The organism is Streptomyces sp. LaPpAH-108 (assembly GCF_000373625.1).
GTDB lineage: Bacteria > Actinomycetota > Actinomycetes > Streptomycetales > Streptomycetaceae > Streptomyces.
The window spans coordinates 222,811-242,843 of the sequence record NZ_KB891988.1 but is presented as its reverse complement, the minus strand read 5'-3'; the positions used below and the strand labels follow the sequence as shown (position 1 = coordinate 242,843).

Here is a 20,033-nt window from a genome sequence, read left to right as displayed (position 1 = left end):
GCCCCCGGCCAGGGCCGCATGGCAGGATCGTGCCGTCGGTGCCTGTTTTTCCGCGATCACAAGGGAGTGCCGCCGTGCCCGGTGAGAATCTGTCCCGCGACGAGGCCCGTGAGCGGGCCGCGCTGCTGTCCGTCGACGGGTACGACGTGTCGCTCGACCTGCGCTCCGCCGTCGGCGACGCCGACGACGCCGCCGGGCCGCGCACGTTCCGCTCGGTGACGACGATCCGCTTCGGCTGCGCCGAGCCGGGCGCCTCCAGCTTCGCGGACCTGATCGCGCCGTCGGTGAACGCCGTGACGCTCAACGGCCGTGACCTGGACCCGGCCGAGGTCTTCGACGGCTCCCGGGTGCTGCTGACGGACCTGGCCGCCGAGAACGAGCTGATCGTGGACGCGAACTGCGCCTACTCCCGCACGGGCGAGGGCATGCACCGCTTCGTGGACCCCGAGGACGGCGAGGTCTACCTCTACACGCAGTACGAACCGGCCGACGCACGCCGGGTGTTCGCCAACTTCGAGCAGCCCGACCTGAAGGCGCCCTACCGCTTCGAGGTGCGGGCGCCCGAGGAGTGGCGGGTGTGGAGCAACGGCGCCGGTGAACTCGTGGACGGCGTCTGGAAGTTCGCGGAGACCAAGCCCATCTCGACGTACATCACCTGCGTGGTGGCGGGCCCTTACCACTATGTGACCGACTCCTACGAGCGCGTCCTCGATGACGGGTCCAAGCTGGAGATCCCGCTCGGCGCGATGTGCCGCAAGGGTCTGGCGCCGTACTTCGACGCCGACGACGTCTTCCTGATCACCAAGCAGGGCCTGGACTTCTTCCACGAGAACTTCGACTACCCGTACCCCTTCGGGAAGTACGACCAGGCGTTCGTGCCCGAGTACAACCTCGGGGCGATGGAGAACCCGGGTCTGGTGACCTTCCGCGAGGAGTACATCTTCCGCGGCAAGGTGACGCGGACGTCGTACGAGGCGCGGGCCAACGTCATCCTGCACGAGATGGCGCACATGTGGTTCGGCGACCTGGTCACCATGGTGTGGTGGGACGACCTGTGGCTGAAGGAGTCCTTCGCGGACTTCATGGGCACCTTCGCGAACGTGGGCGCGACCCGGTTCAAGGACGCCTGGACGACCTTCGCCAACCGCCGCAAGGCGTGGGCCTACCGCGCCGACCAGCTGCCCTCCACGCATCCGATCACGGCCGACATCCGTGACCTCCAGGACGCCAAGCTCAACTTCGACGGCATCACCTACGCCAAGGGCGCCTCGGTGCTCAAGCAGCTGGTGGCGTACGTCGGTCAGGACGCCTTCCTGGAGGGCGCCCGCCGCTACTTCAAGCGCAACGCGTACGGCAACACCCGCCTGGGCGACCTGCTTTCGGTGCTCGCGGAGACCAGCGGCCGGGACATGACGGCGTGGGCGGCGTCCTGGCTGCAGACCGCCGGGGTCAACTCCCTCACCCCGCAGGTGCTGTTGGACGACGAGGGTCGGATCGCGGAGCTGGCCGTGGTGCAGGAGGCCCCGGAGTCGCACCCCGAACTGCGCCCGCACCGGGTGCGGGTGGGGCTGTACCGGCGTAACTCCGAGGGCGTGCTGGAGCGTTACTCCAGCGTGGAGACCGACGTCGAGGGTCCGCGTACCGTCGTCGCCGAACTGGCCGGTGCCGAGGCCCCCGAGCTGGTGCTGGTCAACGACGACGACCTGACCTACTGCAAGGTCCGCTTCGACGAGACCTCGCTCGCGACCCTGCGCGAGCACCTGGGCGCGCTGTCCGACCCGCTCGCCCGCGCGCTCGCCTGGTCCGCGCTGTGGAACATGACCCGGGACGCGCTGCTGCCCGCGCGGGACTTCCTGGAGCTGGTGCTGCGCTTCGCGGGCCGCGAGTCCGACATCGGCGTCCTCCAGATGCTGCACGCCTGGGCGGGCACGGCCCTGGAGCGGTACGCGGCTCCCGAGTGGCGGGAGACCGGCGCCGACCTGCTGGCGCGGGGCGCCCTCGAGGAGCTGCGGGCGGCGGAGCCGGGCAGCGAACACCAGCTGGCCTGGGCCCGGTTCTTCGCCTCGGCCGCCGCCGCGCCCGCGGATCTGGCGCTGCTGAAGGCGCTGCTCGACGGCACCGAGACCGTCGAGGGCTTGAGCGTGGACCAGGAGCTGCGCTGGGCGTTCCTGGAGCCGCTGGCCGCGCACGGGGTGGCCGACGAGGAGCTGCTGGTCGCCGAGCTGTCCCGCGACGACACGGCCTCCGGCAAGCGGCACCAGGTGCGGTGCCTGGCGGCGCGTCCCTCGGCGGCGGTCAAGGCGCAGGCGTGGGCGCAGGTCGTGGAGTCGGACCGGCTGTCGAACGCGCTGGTCGGGGCGACGATCGCGGGCTTCTCGCAGCCCTCGCAGCGGCGGCTGACCGCGCCGTACGCGGAGAAGTACTTCGCGGTGATCGACCGGATCTGGCGCGAGCGGTCCATCCAGATCGGCATGGACATCGTGAGCGGGCTCTTCCCGGCCTACCAGGACCGGCAGGAGACGCTGGACGCGACGGACGCGTGGCTCGCCGAGCACGCGGACGCGGCCCCTGCGCTGCGCCGCCTGGTGCTGGAGGCGCGGGACGATCTGGCCCGCGCGCTGCGTGCCCAGGCGTGCGACGCGAAGGCCGGAGGCCACTGACCTTTGGCCTGAACTTGCCCGTTCGGTGACCGTTACCGAATCCGGGCACGCGCACCCGTAACCCCTGGTCCTCCCCCGAACGGACCAGGGGTTTTCGCTGCCTACTCGGCATCCGAACACCCGTCCTTTAGCGCCGTGTTGTCCGCATTCCTCGACGGGCGTGTAACACGGGTTACAGGTGGGACGGGGGTCGGGCATTCCGTTGGACATGACGCACAACACCCCGCTCTCCCCCCGCCCCCTCCGCCATCTCTCCGAGGTCCACCGCCGGGTCCTGTCGGCGGCCCAGCTGCGTTCGCACGGTGTGACGACGGCCGAGCTGACCGAGCGCTGCCGCGAAGGGGGCCCCTGGCGGCTGCTGCTGCCGAACGTCGTCCTGCTCCACTCCGGCAGCCCCACCAGCGAGGAGCGGCTGCACGGCGCCCTGCTGTACGCCTCGCGCGAGTCGGTCCCGGGCGTCCCGGCCCAGCCGACGGCGGGCGACCCGCACCGCCCGCTGTACGCGGAGGCGATGATCACCGGCCTGGCCGCGCTCGCCCTGTACGGCTTCGCGACCGCCCCGCCGCTCGCCGCCCTGGACCGGGTGGACGTGCTGGTCCCGAGGCTGCGTCGGCTGCGCTCGGCCGGGTACGTCCGGGTGCGGCGCACGGCGGAGCTGCCCACCGCGCAGGCGGTCTCCGGGGTGCCGGTGGCGCCGGTGCGGCGCGCGCTGGCGGACGCGGTGGCCCGGCTGACGGACGCGGACACGGTTCGGCGGCTGCTGACCGAGGCGGTGCGCGAAGGACACTGCGAACCGGCCGCGCTGGTACGGGAGTTGAACCGGGCGCGGCTGCTGTCGCGGTCGTACGTCGTGGACGCGGTGGACTCGCTGGTGGCCGAGGGCCGGGCCGCCGCCGAGGACCGGCTGTACCGGCTGGTGGCCGGGCACGGGCTGCCCGACCCGGTGTGGAACGTGGATCTGCGGCTGCCCGGCGGCCCCCAGCTGGGCGGGGTGGACGCCTACTGGCCCGAGCAGGCGGTCGCGGTGGAGCTGAACACCCGGGCTCCGGGCCAGGACGAGGACGAGCGGTGGACGGAGTACGCGCGCAAGCGGGAGCACCTGGAGCGGCTCGGCATCACGGTCGTCCACGTCACCCCGCGGGCGCTGCGGGAGTCGCCGGAGCAGCAGGCGGCGGTGGTCCGTACCGCCCTGATGGCGGCGGGCGACCGCGACCCGGCCGCGTATGTCGTGGTGCTCCCCCGCCAGTGACGGGCGCGGGGGCGGCACGGGCCGGGGGCGGGAGGGTCCGCCGGGGGCTCCGGCGGACCCTTCTCGCAGGCGGTCGGGGCTTCGCGGGCGGTCAGGGCTTCGCGAGCAGCAGCTCGGTGTTGCGGTCGGTGCTCTTCCCGGCGAGGGTCGTGTGGGCGCCGGGGGCGTTGAAGGACAGTTCGCGGTAGAGCGCGGCGAGGCCGGTCTGGGAGAGGTCGGCGAAGTCGGTGCGGTGCGGGGCCGCGGCCTCCACGAGGGTGGTGAACAGCGAGAGCGTGCCGTCGCCGTTGTCCGTCAGCTCGATGATCCGGGCGAGGTGCGGGTGGTCGATGTGGGAGGCGGTGGAGATCTCCCAGAAGGAACCGCCGTGCGCGGCCGGGTGCGGGGTGACGACGTTCTTGTGGACGTGCCCGTTGACCCAGGCCAGCACGTGGGGGTGGGCGGCGAGCACCGAGACCAGTTCGGCGCCGTCGTGGCGGCGCTCGCCGGGGCGGGCCGGGTCGGGGCGGGTGTTGGTCATGCTGGTGCTGGTGTGGTGGCTGAAGACGATCACGTGGTCGTCGGTGTGCTCGGTGAGCGTGCGCTTGAGCCAGGTGAGCTGGGCGGTGCCGAGCGAGCCCTCGTAGAAGCCGCCGGGGTCGGTGGTGTCGAGGCTGATGCCGAGGACGCCGTCGGCGATGCGGAAGGCGTAATACTGGGTGCCCGCGTCGAGGTTGGCTTCCGTGTAGCCGTGTCCCGCCGGGCCGTGGCCCTGGTGGGCGGGGTCGAGGTGGGCCTTGACGTACTCGGCCGGGGTGTAGGGGGCGCGGCGCTCGTCGGGGGTGATCGCGCGCTGGGTGCGGGTGTGGGCTTTGAGGAAGTCGCGGTAGCCGGTGCCCTTCGGGTCCTGGGCGCCCTTGAAGGCGGCCTGGAATCTCTTGGCCTCGGCGCGGGTGGCGGTCATCAGCTTGCGGCCGCCGACGGCCGCGTCCACCAGGTAGGGGTCGGCGTGGGAGCCGTAGCAGCCGGTGGGCAGGAAGTCGTGGTTGCCGACGGTGGAGTACCAGGGCATCGCGAGGCCGGGGCTGCGGACCTCGCGGATCGCGGCGGCCAGGAAGCCGGGCAGGTGCGGGAAGCCGAGCGCCTTGTCGCCGTCGCGGACGGTGGATCCCGGCTGCCAGTAGAGCCCGAGCCCGGAGTCCTGGACGCCCTCGTAGTGCCGGGGGTCACCGGAGTTGGGCGTGATCCGGCCGCCGCTCATCACCTTCAGGAACCAGTCGAGTTCGGTGTGGGAGTTGTTGTCGGTGTTGTCGCCGGTGGTCATGACGAAGCCGAACGGGGTGCCGGTGACCGGGCCCGCGCGCAGCGCGTTGACCCGCTCGACCAGGGAGACCGCGCCGGGCACGGTCAGCGCCTCCTGCGGGCGCCAGGCGTGCGGGTCGGACGCGCGCAGGAACTCCAGGCGCAGCGGGTGCTGGACGTCGGTCAGATGCAGATCGGTGAACTGCACGAACGCGGCGAGGGGCGTACGGCGGTCCGCGCGCCCGGACTTAGCCGCGGCCAGCTCGGTGCGCACCATCCGGGACCAGCCGGGCCCGTCCCCGAGGCGGCGGTAGCCGGAGCCGCGCGGGGTGGCGACGGAGTCGAGCGTGGTGCCCTTGGTGTACGGCGCGACGGGGGTGGGCGAGGGCGTGGGCGTCGCCGTCACGGTGGGCGTGGGGGTGGAGGTCGGCGCCGGGACGGCGGTGGCGGCTTCGCTCTCGGTGGGGCGCAGGGCGTAGCCGAGGCCGGCGGAGAGCGTGACGGCTCCGGCGGCGGCGAGGAGGGAACGGCGGTGGAGGCCCTGTTCGGGGCGGGCGGCAGAGCGTGTGCGCGGCATGCGCGGTCTCCCCGAGTGCGTCGGCGGTCGTCGCGGACCGCCGCCGAGGCGAACGGGCCGCTCGTTCCGGATGCTTGGCAGCGGGGGTGAAACACGCGTGAACGCGGCGGCAACGGCCGACGCCGATCGGCCTACGCGCGACCGCACGCACCTGGGGAGGTCACACGGTTGCCGCCGGTGCGCCGGGGGCCGGTCACCGGGCGTTCACCGGGCGGGGAAGGAGGGGCCGCGAGGTGCCGGTCCCGGGCTACTCGGCAGCCTCCGTTTCCCGGGGACCGGACCCCGTCTCCAGATGCCCCGTCGCCGGTCGCTCGCGCCACATCCGCAGGGCGATGTCGACGAGGGGCACCCGGGTCAGGGCGGGGACGGCGGTGAGGTCGTGCCAGGCGGCCAGGTCGGTGGAGCCGTTCACCTCGTTGCGGAGTTCGCCGCCGGTGATGCGGCCCGAGTAGATGAGCCGCAGCCCGTGGTGGTCGGTCGAGCGGCCGAGGAGGCGGTCTGGCAGGGTCAGCCGGAGGGAGTCCACACCGAGGAGGCCGGTCACCTCGATGCGGTAGCCGGTCTCCTCGGTGACCTCGCGGCGCACGGTGTCGTACGGGTCCTCGCCGAACTCCATGCCGCCGCCGGGCAGTACCCACTCGGGGGTGCCGTCGGCGGTGGGTGAACGGGCGAGCAGCAGTTGTCCGTCCCGGACACACACGGCGTAGGCCGCCACCCTCAATTTCCGTCGCATGGAGGGACGTTAGCGCGGTGACTCCGAGCCGTCCGGAGAATGGGAATCGGTCGCATTCCGGGGGTGATGCGACCCTTATCGCTCCGTTCCATCGCGGGTTTTCCCCATACATCGATATCGATTCGGTCAACGAACCCCAAAATTCGGTCCCTTGGGAAAGGCTGTGCGCTCGTCCGGCACAGGACTCCTCACTCACAAGGGATGCCGATGACCCACACTCCCGAGCGCGATCCGATACCCGGTCCGAGACGGCTGGCCCGTACGGCCTTCACCGCGGGCGTGGTCGCCGCGCTCTGCGCGGCCGGGCCCCTGCCGCTCGCCCTCGCCGCCGACGCGCCGTCCGCCCCGGCCACCGCACCCGCGAACGAGCCCAAGTCCGCGCACGACAAGCTCGGTTCGGACGACGCGGCGCTGCTCGCCGACGCCCGCGCGGAGGGCGCCAAGAGCGTCACGATGATGATCGCGACCACGCCGGGCCAGACCGAGCGGGTCGCGGACGAGCTGGGCGCGGTGAGCGGCGGCACGGTGGGCCGCACCTACGACAAGGTCGGCTACGTCCGCGCCACCGTCCCCACCGCCAAGGCGACTTCGGCCATCGCCGCCGCGGCCAAGCTCTCCTCGGTGCAGGCGATCGACCTGCGCCGGGAGATCCCGCTGGACGACCCGGCCCCGGGCGCGGACACTGCCAAGGGCGCCAAGTCCGGTCGTACGGCCACCACTTACCCGGCGCCGAACAGCAAGACCCCGGCGAAGAACCCGTACAACCCGTCCTTCGAGACCGGTGCCGTCGACTTCGTCAAGGAGCACCCCAAGGCCGACGGCCGGGGTGTCACCATCGGCATCCTCGACTCCGGTGTGGACCTCGGCCACCCGGCGCTGCGGAAGACCACCACCGGCGAACGCAAGATCATCGACTGGGTGACCGCGACCGACCCGGTGAGCGACGGCGACGGCACCTGGCGGCGGATGACGGCGGCCGTCTCCGGCCCGTCCTTCTCGGTCAGCCCCGCGGGCGGCAGCGCCGAGACCTTCAAGGCCCCGGCCGGTTCCTACAAGTTCAACTACCTGTACGAGTCCGCGACCGCGGGCGGCGACATGCAGGGCGACCTCAACCGCGACGGTGACACCACCGACGCCTGGGGCGTGCTGTACGACCCGGCCACCGGCACGGTCCGCGTCGACACCGACGACGACCTGGACTTCACGAACAACCCGCCGATGAAGCCGTACAAGGACGGCTACCAGATCGGCTACTTCGGCACCGACGACCCGAAGACGGACGTCGTCGAGCGCATCCCGTTCGTGGTCGAGATCCGCAAGGACGTGGTCTACAACTCCTCGGGCGCCACGGCCGATTACGTCAACATCGGCGTGATCCAGTCCGAGCACGGCACCCATGTCGCGGGCATCACGGCCGCCAACGGTCTGTTCGGCGGGAAGATGAACGGCGCCGCCCCCGGCGCGAAGATCGTCTCCTCGCGCGCCTGCACCTGGTCCGGCGGCTGCACCAACATCGCGCTCACCGAGGGCATGATCGACCTGGTGACCAAGCGGGGCGTGGACATCGTCAACATGTCCATCGGCGGCCTGCCCGCGCTGAACGACGGCGCCAACGCGCGCGCCGCGCTCTACACCCGGCTCATCGACGAGTTCGGCGTCCAGCTGGTCATCTCGGCGGGCAACTCGGGCCCTGGCGCCAACACCATCGGCGACCCCGGCCTGGCCGACAAGGTCATCTCGGTCGGCGCGGCCATCTCCAAGGAGACCTGGGCCGCGAACTACGGCTCGGCGGTGACGACCCCGTACGCCCTGATGCCCTTCTCCTCGCGCGGCCCGCGTGAGGACGGCGGCTTCACGCCGACCCTGACCGCGCCCGGTGCCGCGATCAACACCACCCAGACCTGGCTGCCCGGCTCCCCGGTCGCCGAGGCGGGCTACCCGCTGCCCGCCGGGTACTCGATGCTCCAGGGCACCTCGATGGCCTCCCCGCAGGCCGCGGGCGCCAGCGCGCTGCTGCTCAGTGCCGCCAAGGAGAAGCACCTCACGCTCACCCCGGCCGTGCTGCGCACCGCGCTCACCTCGACCGCGCACCACATCAAGGGCGCGCAGGCGTACGAGGAGGGCGCGGGCCTGATCGACGTCGTCGACGCCTGGGACTCCATCCGGCACGGCGCGTCCTCGCACGAGTACACGGTCAAGGCCCCGGTCGACACCGCGCTCGACGACGCCCTGAAGACCCCCGGCTTCGGCACCGGCCTCTACGACCGCGAGGGCGGCCTGAAGAGCGGCCAGCGCAAGACGTACGACGTCACGGTCACCCGCACCTCAGGACCGGACCGCGCGGTCTGGCACACGCTGCGCTTCGTCAACGACCCGGAGCACACCTTCCGCGTCCTCGGCAGCCCCCTGGTGCGGCTCCCGCTGAACCAGCCGGTCACCGTCAAGGTGCAGGCGGCCCCGAGGTCGGCCGGGCTCAAGAGCGCGATCCTCGCAGTCGACGACCCGTTCACCGAGGGCGTCGACCAGCAGATCCTCAGCACGGTCGTGGTGGCGAGCCCGGTGGACTACACCCGCTCCCTGTCCGGCTCGGTGCAGCGCAACAGCACCCGCTCCTACTTCCTGACCGTGCCCGAGGGCGCGAAGGCGCTGGAGGTCGCGATCGGCGGCCTGAAGGCGGGCAGCCAGACCCGGTTCATCTCGATCCACCCGTACGGCACGCCGGTGGACAACACCAGCACGCCGTACTGCTACAACAACTACCTCGACGGCAACGGCTGCAAGCCCGACGTGCGCTCCTACGCCGACCCGCAGCCCGGCGTCTGGGAGGTCGAGGTCGAGGCCCGGCGCACCTCGCCGCTGCTCGACAACCCGTACAAGCTGGACGTCTCCGTCCTGGGCGCGGTCTTCGACCCGGAGACCGTGACGGTGCCCGAGGCCAAGGCGGGCGTTCCGGCCGCCGCCTCCTGGAAGGTCACCAACAAGTACGCCGCCCTGGACGGCAAGCTCGTCGGCGGCCCCCTCGGCTCCTCCGAGTCGGCCCGCCCCTCGATCAAGGAGGGCGAGACCCACACCACCACGGTGACCGTCCCGGAGGGCGCCGAGTCCCTGGACGTGGCCATCGGCAACGTCTCCGACCCGTCCGCCGACCTGGACCTCACGGTCTACGACGCGAGCGGCAAGCAGGTCGCCCAGTCCGCCGACGGCGACTCGGAGGAGGCGGTCTCGCTGCCGCACCCGGCCGCCGGAACGTACACGATCAAGGTCGACGGGTACGCGGTGCCCTCGGGCACGACCGCGTACGACTACCGGGACGTGTTCTTCTCCGCCTCGCTCGGCACCGTGACGGTCGCGGCCACCCCGGTCGAGCTGGGCACCGGGGCCACGGCCACCGTCACCGGGCAGGTCACGGCCAACGCCGAGCCGCCGGCCGGGCGTGAGTTCTTCGGCCGGGTCCGGCTGGTGAACGGGCACGGCACAGTCGCGGGCAGCGGCAGTGTGAAGATCGGCTCGGTCACGCCGTAACGGGGTGACGTGAGCGGAGGGGCGGGCACTTCTGCGGTGCCCGCCCCTTCGGCGTGCTCGGCCCTTCGGCGTGCTCGGTCTTCGGGTGCTCAGCCGTCGCCCGGGCAGGTCAGGTGGCGTGCCCCCGGCAGCGCCCCGGTCACCCAGGCCCGGCCCCACTCCAGGTCGTCCCGGGAGCCGTCCTCCTCGCGGGGCGGGTCGCCCGCGCGGAAGGTCTGCGGGTCCTCGGCGGCGGAGCGGGGGACGACGACGAGCATGCGGGCGCCGGTGCGGTAGGAGCGGGGAGCGGCGGTGTCGTGGACGGTGAACGTCAGCTCGGCGCGGTCGCTCGTCGGTGGCTTGTAGAAGCGGCTCACCTTCAGGACGACGGTGAACACCCCCTGGGCTCCGGCCGGTTCGACCCGCTCGACCGTGCCCTCGGCGACCGCGCGGGCACAGGCGATGACCGCTTGCGGGCCGAGCTTGGCGCCCGAGGCCGCGGAGTCCGCGCTCGCACCGCCTCCGGCGTCATGGGCCCCCAGCCAGGAGATCCCGACGCCGAACAGACCGACGGCGGCGGAGGCGGCGAGCGCGAGGAGGGCGGTGCGCACACGGCGCCGGGGGCGGGGGCGGGGCGGACGGGCCGGGGCGACCTCCATGGCCTCCGCTTCGGGTGTCCCCTCCCCGGTCTCCCCGGTCAGCGTCTCCGCGAGCCGGGTCAGCTCCCGCCGCAGTACGGCCACGTCCGCCTCGGCCGCGCGGTGCTCGCGCCGGAAGCGGGCGTCCCGGCGGGCCTCCTCGGACGGCTCCTCGCCGGTGATCGCGGCCATCAGCGCGTCCGGGCCGCCGCCGTACGCCGCCGTGCCCTCGCGGTCCCCGTCGTCCCCGTGGTCCTTGTGTCCGGCGGTCATGTCACACCACCTCGTCCTCGTGCAGACGGACGCGCAGCGCGCGGACCGCCGTGTGCAGCCTGCTCTTGACCGTGCCCTCGGGGACGCCGAGCTGTTCGGCGATCGAGCGCACCGGCAGGTCGGCGTAGAAGCGCAGGATCACCACCTGGCGCTGGGCGTCCGGCAGCGCGTCCAGGCCCCGGGCGACCGCGAGGGAGAGCAGGCTGTCCTCCTCGCCCGAGGGGTGCTGCTCGGGCCCGCGCAGGGCGACCAGCCGCTCCCCCAGGCGTTCCTGGCGCCGCTTGGCGCGATGCCAGTCCATGGCCAGGTGGGAGGCGACGACCGCCGCCCACGCCGAGACGTCCCGGGGCGCCTCCTGCCCGCTCGCGGCCCGCTCCAGGAGCCGCAGCCGTACCTGCTGCACCCCGTCCGGCAGGTCCGACTGCGGCACCCCGCCGAGCGCGAGCACCGCCCGCACCCGGCGTTCCTGTGCCGCGTCCAGCGGATCGTCCCCGGCACTCTCCGCACCGGCGTACGCCCCCTGGCCACGGCGCGCTCTTCCGCGCAGCACCAGCCACCCCCTCCCGCGTCCGCCCCTACGACGCGGGAGGGGCCGGAAACGTTCGGCCGCGCCCTCGGAGGTGTACGTCACACGGCCGAGGCGTACGTCACACCGCCGTGTGGCCGGGGCGGTCGCGGGCAGGGTCGGCGGGAACCGGTGGCCTCCGTGCTCGTGTCCCACCCCTCGGACAGGCCGGGCGAAGCCGGGCAAAGAATTGGACAGAGAGGCCGGGGTCGGCCGCATGATGGAAAAGCCCCGGTCAACGCTGTGGCACAGCAGCAAGAGTCAGCCAGAACCAAGGGAGTCGCCGTGAGGGTCGGAATCGTCGGAGCCACCGGTCAGGTCGGCACGGTCATGCGCAAGATCCTCAAGGAGCGGGAGTTCCCGGTCACCGAGCTGCGCCTGTTCGCCTCCGCCCGCTCGGCCGGGACCGTGCTGGACGGCGTGACGGTGGAGGACGCGGCGACCGCCGACTACTCCGGCCTCGACATCGTCCTCTTCTCGGCGGGCGGCGCGACCTCGAAGGCGCTGGCCGAGAAGGTCGCCGCGCAGGGCCCCGTCGTGATCGACAACTCCTCGGCGTGGCGCAAGGACCCGGACGTACCACTGGTGGTCTCCGAGGTGAACCCGCACGCGATCGCGGACCGCCCCAAGGGCATCATCGCCAACCCGAACTGCACCACGATGGCCGCGATGCCGGTCCTGAAGGTGCTGCACGCGGAGGCGGGCCTGGAGGCGCTGGTCGTCGCGACGTACCAGGCGGTGTCCGGCTCGGGCCTCGCGGGCGTGGCGGAGCTGCACGGCCAGGCGCAGAAGGTCGTGGCCGACGCCGACAAGCTGACCCACGACGGCGACGCGGTCGACTTCCCCGAGCCGCAGGTCTACAAGCGCCCGATCGCCTTCAACGTGCTCCCGCTGGCGGGCTCGATCGTGGACGACGGTCTGAACGAGACCGACGAGGAGCAGAAGCTGCGCCACGAGTCCCGCAAGATCCTGGAGATCCCCGGGCTGAAGGTCTCCGGCACCTGTGTCCGCGTCCCGGTCTTCTCCGGCCACTCCCTCCAGGTCAACGCCCGCTTCGCCCGCCCGATCTCCCCCGAGCGCGCGACCGAGCTGCTGGCCGAGGCCCCGGGTGTCGCCCTCTCCGACATCCCGACCCCCCTCCAGGCCGCCGGCCAGGACCCCTCCTACGTCGGCCGCATCCGCACCGACGAGACGGTCGACCACGGCCTCGCCCTCTTCATCTCCAACGACAACCTCCGCAAGGGCGCCGCGCTGAACGCGGTGCAGATCGCGGAGCTGGTGGCGGCGGAGCTGAAGGGCTGACCCCAGGTCGTGGGTCAGGGGCGCGTGCCGGTGGCGGCGCGCGCCCCTGACATTCCCCTACGGCCCGCGTGCCTCCCTTACGGCCTGCGCACCTCGTACAGGAAGCACCCGTACTCCACCGCCCTGACGTGCACGAGCGCCACCTCGGGGTCGGTGAACGCCTCCGTGAGGGCGCCCTCGAAGTCCTCCGGCGGGGTGACCAGCCGACCGCCCAGGATGTGGCCGTCGCGGGAGTAGCGGCGCAGCACCCGGTGGGCCTGGGTGAAGGCGAGCCTCTGGGACTCCGGCCCGCCGCACCGCTCCGCGTGGATGAACACCGGTCCCTGCTCGTCGTACGCCCCCGGCGCGGCCCCGGTCTCGGCGGCCCAGCGGCGCAGGGGCGCGTAGGAGACCAGGGCGATGCGCTCCCCGGGTTGGCTGCGGCGCAGGCAGCAGCGGAGCGGGGCGCCGCCCTCGGGGTCGGTGACGGCGGTGAGGGCGTGGCCCACGTCGTCCGCCGTCCGCAGTTCGGCGAGGACCGGCTCCGTGAGGGCGCGGGGGACGTGCGTGGTCGTCGTGTGGGTCGTCATGCTCCCCAGGCTCCTCGGCGGACGGCCCGGTGACCGGCGGGATATGGACATCGCGTTCGCGGAAGTTGCGTGGAAGGATGGCGCAACCCACACATAACGAGGAGATGACCGCGTGCCTGGCACAAACCTGACTCGCGAAGAGGCGCGGCAGCGGGCGGAGCTGCTCACCGTTGACTCGTACGAGATCGATCTCGACCTGTCCGGCGCGCAGGAGGGCGGGACCTACCGGTCCATCACCACCGTGCGCTTCGACGTCGCGGAGAACGACGTCGAGTCCTTCATCGACCTGGTCGCCCCGACGGTGCACGAGGTCACGCTGAACGGCGACGCGCTGGACCCGGCCGAGGTCTTCAAGGACTCGCGGATCGCGCTGCCCGGGCTGCTCCAGGGGCGCAACGTCCTGCGGGTGGTCGCGGACTGCGCGTACACCAACACCGGTGAGGGGCTGCACCGGTTCGTCGACCCGGTGGACGAACAGGCGTATCTGTACACGCAGTTCGAGGTGCCGGACGCGCGGCGCGTCTTCGCCTCCTTCGAGCAGCCGGACCTCAAGGCGACGTTCCAGTTCACGGTGAAGGCGCCCGAGGGCTGGACGGTCATCTCCAACTCCCCCACCCCGGAGCCCAAGGACAACGTCTGGGTCTTCGAGCCGACCCCGCGCATCTCGTCGTACATCACGGCGCTGATCGTCGGCCCGTACCACTCGGTGCACAGCGTGTACGAGAAGGACGGGCAGTCCGTGCCGCTCGGCATCTACTGCCGTCCCTCGCTCGCGGAGTACCTGGACTCGGACGCGATCTTCGAGGTCACACGGCAGGGCTTCGACTGGTTCCAGGAGAAGTTCGACTACGCGTACCCGTTCAAGAAGTACGACCAGCTGTTCGTCCCGGAGTTCAACGCGGGCGCGATGGAGAACGCGGGCGCGGTGACCATCCGCGACCAGTACGTCTTCCGGTCCAAGGTGACCGACGCGGCGTACGAGACGCGCGCGGAGACCATCCTGCACGAGCTGGCCCACATGTGGTTCGGCGACCTGGTCACCATGGAGTGGTGGAACGACCTGTGGCTGAACGAGTCGTTCGCCACCTTCACCTCGATCGCCTGCCAGGCGTCCGCGCCGGGCTCGCGGTGGCCGCACTCGTGGACCACGTTCGCCAACTCGATGAAGACGTGGGCGTACCGCCAGGACCAGCTGCCGTCCACGCACCCGATCATGGCGGACATCCGCGACCTGGACGACGTGCTGGTCAACTTCGACGGCATCACGTACGCCAAGGGCGCCTCGGTGCTCAAGCAGCTCGTGGCGTACGTCGGTGAGGACGAGTTCTTCAACGGCGTGCAGGCGTACTTCAAGCGGCACGCGTTCGGCAACACGCGGCTGTCGGACCTGCTCGGCGCGCTGGAGGAGACCTCCGGGCGCGATCTGAAGACCTGGTCGAAGGCGTGGCTGGAGACGGCGGGGATCAACGTCCTGCGTCCCGAGCTGGAGACGGACGCGGACGGTGTCATCACCTCCTTCGCGGTCCGCCAGGAGGCCCCGGCGCTCCCCGTGGGCGCCAAGGGCGAGCCGACGCTGCGCCCGCACCGCATCGCGATCGGCCTGTACGACCTGGACGAGGCGGGCAAGCTGGTGCGCGTGCGGCGCGTCGAGCTGGACGTGGACGGCGAGCTGACGGCCGTGCCCGAGCTGTCCGGCGTGCGCCGCCCGGCGGTGATCCTGCTCAACGACGACGACCTGTCGTACGCGAAGGTCCGCCTGGACGAGGAGTCGCTGGCCTTCGTCACCGAGCACCTGGGCGACTTCGCGGAGTCGCTGCCGCGCGCGCTGAGCTGGGCCTCGGCGTGGGACATGACCCGCGACGGCGAGCTGGCCACCCGTGACTACCTCTCGCTGGTGCTCTCCGGCATCGGCAAGGAGTCCGACATCGGTGTGGTGCAGTCGCTCCAGCGCCAGGTGAAGCTGGCCCTCGACCTCTACGCCGACCCGGCCGCCCGCGAGGCCCTGCTCACCCGCTGGACCGAGGCGACCCTGACCCATCTGCGCACCGCGGAGCCGGGCAGCGACCACCAGCTGGCCTGGGCCCGCGCCTTCGCGGCCACGGCCCGCACGCCGGAGCAACTGGACCTGCTGGACGCGCTGTTGGAGGGCACCCAGACCGTCGAGGGCCTGGCCGTCGACACCGAGCTGCGCTGGGCCTTCGTCCAGCGGCTGGCCGCCGTCGGCCGCTTCGACGAGGCGGAGATCGCGGCGGAGTACGACCGCGATCGCACGGCGGCGGGCGAACGCCACGCGGCGACCGCTCGCGCGGCGCGTCCGACCGAGGAGGCCAAGGCGGAGGCGTGGGCCTCGGTGGTGGAGTCCGACAAGCTCCCCAACGCCGTCCAGGAAGCGGTCATCGGCGGCTTCGTCCAGACCGACCAGCGCGAACTCCTGGCCCCCTACACGGACCGCTACTTCGAGATCCTGAAGGACGCCTGGGCCTCCCGCTCCCACGAGATGGCCCAGCAGATCGCGGTCGGCCTCTACCCGGCGATCCAGGTCTCGCAGGAAACCCTGACGAAGACGGACAACTGGCTGTCGTCCGCCGCCCCGAACGCGGCCCTGCACCGCCTGGTCTCGGAGTCCCGCGCGGGCATCGAACGGGCACTGCGGGCGCAGGGGGCGGATGCGGCGGCGGGTATGTGACGCTGCGCTGCTTGCGTGGATGACGGGCGCCCGGCTTCATGGCCGGGCGCCCGTTGTCGTGTCGTACTCCGGCAGCTCGGCCCTATTCGTCACTGTGACGTGAATTGAGGTGAACCCAGCCGCGGTTGTCGGATGTTCTGCGATGCTGGAGGCCGATCGAGAGGGGCCGCAGCGATGCAGTGGAAGATCCACGGGGAGCGTCCGATCTACGAGAACAGGTGGGTGAACCTGTGGCTCACCGACATCGAGACACCGGACGGCAACCGCTGGGAGCACCACGTCGTCAAGCTCCGCCACCTGGCCGTGGCCGCCGTGGTCAACGAGCGGCGCGAGGTCCTGATGATGTGGCGACACCGCTTCATCACCGACACCTGGGCCTGGGAACTCCCCATGGGCCTGGTCGAGGAGGACGAAACCCCCGCCGACGCGGCCGCCCGCGAGGTCCTGGAGGAAACGGGCTGGCGCCCGGCCCCCGTCAAGCCCCTGATCTACGCCGAGCCCGCCAACGGCATCACCGACTCCCAGCACCACGTCTTCCGCGCCGACGGAGCGACGTACGAGGGCCCGCCGACCGAGAAGAACGAGTCGGACCGGATCGAGTGGATCCCCCTGGCCGACATCCGGGGCATGATCGACCGCCGCGAGATCGTGAGCAGCGGCTCACTGGTGGGGCTGCTCTACCTGCTCATGGACGAGGCGATCCGCTGATCTGACGAGGCAGCACTTCCCGGAGTCGGGACTCGAACGCCACCGCGGCTGGCTCCCGGCGGAAGGGCTCCAACTGCTCGTAGAACTCGCGGAGGTGCCCGGCGACTCGTTGCGAGCTGACGGCTGCCGCCGGGGCCAGGGCGTCCATGGCCGTATGACACGCCTCGTCGAGTTTGCCGCGATGGAGCTGGGTACGGGCGAGCCAGAAGGCGTGGAAGGCGCGCCCTCGGTGGTTCGTCCGGGGTTCTCGGCGCAAGGCGTCCGCGATCAAGGGTTCGGCGAGTGCCGCTTCGCCCAGGCGGCCATGCGCGATGCCGGTGTCCACGATCAGTTTGGGCTCGTCGAAGTAGGCGACCCAGGCCGGGTCCGGGTCGTCGGCGTCGATACGGCCGAACTGGGTGTGGGCTTCCGAGAGCGCGGTGTGGGTCGCGGCGTGGTTCCCGAGGGTGGCGTGGGCGAAGGCCTCACGCATCGCGAGCATGGCCAGCACGCGCGGTGTCGTGCCCCTGGCGCCCCGTGCCTGGTCCTGGGCCGCCGTGACGAGCGCGAGTGCGTCCCCGGGCTTGTCCTGATACGTGGCCTGGAGACTCATGCAGGCAAGAACGTTGGCCATGAACTGGCGGTCGTCGATGACCTTGGCAAGGCCGAGGGCTTCCGTGAAGTAGGCCCGTGCATGGTTGTACTGGCGGGCGTCGAAGTAGGTCCACCCGGTGAGCCGGGCCAGTTCGGCCGCGATGCTGTGCAGGCCGTCCCGTATGGGCGTGGGGCGCTGTTCCTTGAGGAGACCCACGACGTACCGGAGCTGGCCGACGACGGCCGGCCGTAAGGTCTCGCCACCGTGCTCGTCGTCCCGGCGCCAGTAGTCCGTGATCGACGAGTGAAGGGCGTCCAGCGTCGACGGACTGAGTTCCTGATCGGCTGCCAGGGCGAGGATGCTGTCGACGTCCGCCCCCGGCAGGCTCGCAGCCAACTCCACGTCGTCACGGGTGGGTTCCTCGGCGGGCTCGCGTGGCGTGACGGCCAGGTTCTGCGGGGTCTCCCACGGACGTCGTGCCAGCCCGAGCATGTGCCCGGGGATACGCAGTCCGTCCGAGATCCGCTCGACCACGTCCATGTGCAGCAACTGCCGACGCCCGGCCATCACCTCGCCGACGCGGCTGGGGGTGAGGTCGCAACGCCGGGCAATCATCGAGGGGTAGATGCCTGCCCGTGCCTTGACCAGCTGAAAAACGCGGCCGAAGTCCCTGACCCGGCACGCCCTGATCATCACAGGGTCCGTGAGCAGGCTGACCGGAAGCTCCTTGGAGCGGGACGGCTCGGGCATCGGCACGCTCCGGCTTGAGAACTACGGATCGCTGCTCTTGGTCAACCGAGAGTGATGTTACCCAAGTTGGGTAATCCACTGGGCCTTTCTGGCCGCGCTCGTGGTTCGCGATGCTCCTGACCATGGCGAACGGACAAGACGACGTACGGATGACGCTGCGGGTCTCGCGGGACTCCGGCCGGACGTGGGGACCTCTCACGGAAGTACGCGTGAGTGACGACCCGGTACTCCCGGATCACCCGTGCGGCTTCCCGCCCTGTGCGTGTCGCCGGTGCACGGAGCGGGGCGCTGCCCGATCCCTGCGGATGGTGCCGTGATGCGCTGTACACACTGGCGCCGCGTCCCCCTGGACCTGCTGCGGGAAGCACAAAGGAAGTCGGCCCCCGAGTGCGCCGACAGCGCCGTGCAGTGCCAGTTGGCCACGCACGACGACGGTGAGCACTACGGCCTCCTCCACGATGTCGGTGAGTACGGGTTCGCGCTGTGGCTCCGCTGGTGTGGGAGCACCGACGTGGAGTCGGTCGCCCTGCCGGACTGCCCGGCGATCGCCCCGGGGCCCGACGGTGAGGGGTGCTGTCTGTTCGTCGGCCACATCGAGCGGCACACCTGGGAAGACACTCTGGAGGAGATCTCGTGCACCAGTTGATCGCGTCCCCTTTCCTCGACGGCCACCTTCTCCTCCGGCCCGGGGCCAGGGCGGGTGCCCGTATCCCTGTCGACCACTACGAGAGCCTGCGACGAGCTGCCGCCGATGGCGAGATGCTGCCCGCCTGGGCGGTGCGGACCGCCGCCGACACGTGGGGCATCGACCTCAGCGGCCGCTCCGCACCTGAGACGGTGCTGGTGCGCGAGCCGTCCCCGTACGGCTACTGCCGGGCCTCCTGGGAGATCAATCTCGGCTGCAACTTCGGCTGCAAGCACTGCTATCTGGGCGAGCGCCCCTTCTCGGGTCTCGGCTGGGAGGACAAGGTGCGGCTGCTGGACATCATGCGTGCGGCCGGTGTCCTCTGGCTCCAGATCACCGGAGGCGAGCCCACCATGGACCCGGATTTCCAGGGTGCCTATCGGTATGCGTGGCAGGCCGGGATGATGCTCACCATCTCCACCAACGGCTCCCTGCTCTGGCGCCCGGACCTCCTCAGGCTCTTCCGGGACTGCCCGCCGTACCGGCTGGTCGTCAGCATGTACGGGGCGAGCGAGGAGTCCTTCGACACGCTCACTCAGCGCCGTGGCGCGTGGAAGGCGTTCCGGCGCGGCATGGATGCCGCACGCGAGGCGGGTCTGCCGCTGCGCATCAACGTCGTGGTGACCGAGGACAACGCGGCCGAGGCCGACGAGATGGCCGCCCTCGCCGACGAGTGGAACGTCGAGAACCACGCGTACACGAACATGACGCCCACGATCTACGGCGGCGGTGAACCTCTGCTGGCCCAGTCCGCCGCCCACCTGCGCCAGCGCAAGCCGTTCGCCGGCTGCAACGCGGGGCACACCTTCTTCCACGCCGACCCGCACGCGAAGGTGTCGATCTGCAAGGTCGGCCGTGACGACCAGATCGACCTGATGACCGAGGGCATCGACGGTCTCACCCGGCTCGGCGCCATCGCCGACCGCCTCATACTTCGCACCGGAGGGTGCGAAGGCTGCGCCCTGTCCAGCACCTGCCGGGTCTGCCGCCCCCTGGCCAAGCACTACCAGGAGGCGAAGGCGCCGCTGCACAGCTACTGCCAGCACGGAGACAAGGAGTGAATGCCATGGCCGCACCTGTACGGGTGGATCTTCTGCCCGGGCCACCGCCCTCGGCCCGACGAGCCGCGCCACCCGTCGCCGCCCTGTCGGTGACCGCCGTTCCGGACCTGGACGACATCGTGGAGAGCGCGGAGTGCTCCTGCGACGCCGGTGACGACAACCCCCACTGACCGACACGATCCGATCGGTTCCGCTCAGGCCCCGGCGTATCCGCGTCGGGG

Annotated in this window: 15 protein-coding genes; 9 read left to right on the top strand and 6 right to left on the bottom strand. The window is 71.5% G+C overall.

The genetic code is table 11. The features are described 5' to 3' along the window. Window positions 1-74 precede the first annotated feature (74 nt). Both pepN (B079_RS0107165) and B079_RS0107160 read left to right on the top strand, forming a co-directional pair. Window positions 75-2,660, top strand: a complete 2,586-nt coding sequence (gene pepN, locus B079_RS0107165) for an aminopeptidase N (protein WP_018545099.1) — start codon at window positions 75-77, stop codon at window positions 2,658-2,660. Window positions 2,661-2,868: 208 nt separating this feature from the next. Beyond that, complete coding sequence (locus B079_RS0107160) at window positions 2,869-3,909, top strand: hypothetical protein (protein WP_018545098.1); 1,041 nt, start codon at window positions 2,869-2,871, stop codon at window positions 3,907-3,909. A gap of 91 nt (window positions 3,910-4,000) precedes the next feature. Here B079_RS0107160 and B079_RS0107155 read toward each other — a convergent pair whose 3' ends face one another. Both B079_RS0107155 and B079_RS0107150 read right to left on the bottom strand, forming a co-directional pair. Then, window positions 4,001-5,767, bottom strand: coding sequence for a TIGR03767 family metallophosphoesterase (locus B079_RS0107155; RefSeq protein ID WP_018545097.1), 1,767 nt, complete (start codon window positions 5,765-5,767; stop codon window positions 4,001-4,003). A 247-nt stretch (window positions 5,768-6,014) separates the two neighbouring features. Continuing rightward, on the bottom strand, window positions 6,015-6,500 hold the full coding sequence (locus B079_RS0107150) for an NUDIX hydrolase (RefSeq protein WP_199779882.1): 486 nt from the start codon (window positions 6,498-6,500) through the stop codon (window positions 6,015-6,017). Window positions 6,501-6,707: 207 nt separating this feature from the next. On the opposite strand from B079_RS0107150, the gene B079_RS0107145 reads away from it, so the two are divergent. Next, entirely contained in the window at window positions 6,708-10,022 is a 3,315-nt protein-coding gene (locus B079_RS0107145) for a S8 family serine peptidase (RefSeq protein ID WP_026248441.1), read from the top strand. Between the two features lie 89 nt (window positions 10,023-10,111). Here the strand turns inward: B079_RS0107145 and B079_RS33195 are convergent, their stop codons facing one another. Together B079_RS33195 and B079_RS0107135 are read right to left on the bottom strand one after the other, a co-directional pair. After that, window positions 10,112-10,912, bottom strand: coding sequence for a hypothetical protein (locus B079_RS33195; RefSeq protein ID WP_018545094.1), 801 nt, complete (start codon window positions 10,910-10,912; stop codon window positions 10,112-10,114). Between the two features lies 1 nt (window position 10,913). After that, window positions 10,914-11,462 carry a sigma-70 family RNA polymerase sigma factor gene (locus B079_RS0107135; RefSeq protein WP_026248440.1) on the bottom strand — a complete coding sequence of 183 codons (549 nt, stop codon included), beginning with the start codon at window positions 11,460-11,462 and terminating at the stop codon, window positions 10,914-10,916. 300 nt (window positions 11,463-11,762) lie between these two features. Here B079_RS0107135 and B079_RS0107130 point away from each other — a divergent pair, with 300 nt between their 5' ends. Continuing rightward, window positions 11,763-12,779: an aspartate-semialdehyde dehydrogenase gene (locus B079_RS0107130; protein WP_018545092.1), complete on the top strand. Its 1,017-nt coding sequence runs from the start codon at window positions 11,763-11,765 to the stop codon at window positions 12,777-12,779. 77 nt (window positions 12,780-12,856) lie between these two features. Here the strand turns inward: B079_RS0107130 and B079_RS0107125 are convergent, their stop codons facing one another. Next, on the bottom strand, window positions 12,857-13,348 hold the full coding sequence (locus tag B079_RS0107125; RefSeq protein WP_018545091.1) for a DUF1203 domain-containing protein: 492 nt from the start codon (window positions 13,346-13,348) through the stop codon (window positions 12,857-12,859). Window positions 13,349-13,460: 112 nt separating this feature from the next. Here B079_RS0107125 and pepN (B079_RS0107120) point away from each other — a divergent pair, with 112 nt between their 5' ends. Further along, window positions 13,461-16,034: an aminopeptidase N gene (gene pepN, locus B079_RS0107120; protein WP_018545090.1), complete on the top strand. Its 2,574-nt coding sequence runs from the start codon at window positions 13,461-13,463 to the stop codon at window positions 16,032-16,034. A 174-nt stretch (window positions 16,035-16,208) separates the two neighbouring features. Next, a complete protein-coding gene (locus B079_RS0107115; RefSeq protein WP_018545089.1) occupies window positions 16,209-16,742 on the top strand; it encodes an NUDIX hydrolase in 534 nt (177 codons plus the stop codon). Here the strand turns inward: B079_RS0107115 and B079_RS0107110 are convergent. Beyond that, window positions 16,720-18,066, bottom strand: a complete 1,347-nt coding sequence (locus B079_RS0107110) for a helix-turn-helix domain-containing protein (RefSeq protein WP_018545088.1) — start codon at window positions 18,064-18,066, stop codon at window positions 16,720-16,722. The two genes, B079_RS0107115 and B079_RS0107110, sit on opposite strands and share 23 nt — an antisense overlap. Window positions 18,067-18,382: 316 nt before the next feature. Here B079_RS0107110 and B079_RS0107105 point away from each other — a divergent pair, with 316 nt between their 5' ends. The 3 genes from B079_RS0107105 to B079_RS35440 are packed head-to-tail and all read left to right on the top strand — an operon-like array spanning window position 18,383 to window position 19,982. Continuing rightward, complete coding sequence (locus B079_RS0107105) at window positions 18,383-18,712, top strand: hypothetical protein (protein WP_037801399.1); 330 nt, start codon at window positions 18,383-18,385, stop codon at window positions 18,710-18,712. Further along, complete coding sequence (locus tag B079_RS0107100; protein ID WP_026248438.1) at window positions 18,700-19,812, top strand: radical SAM protein; 1,113 nt, start codon at window positions 18,700-18,702, stop codon at window positions 19,810-19,812. Before B079_RS0107105 ends, B079_RS0107100 begins: the two co-directional genes overlap by 13 nt. 5 nt (window positions 19,813-19,817) lie before the next feature. Beyond that, window positions 19,818-19,982 (top strand): hypothetical protein, encoded by a 165-nt coding sequence (locus B079_RS35440; RefSeq protein WP_199779881.1) that lies wholly within the window; start codon window positions 19,818-19,820, stop codon window positions 19,980-19,982. Window positions 19,983-20,033 lie beyond the last annotated feature (51 nt).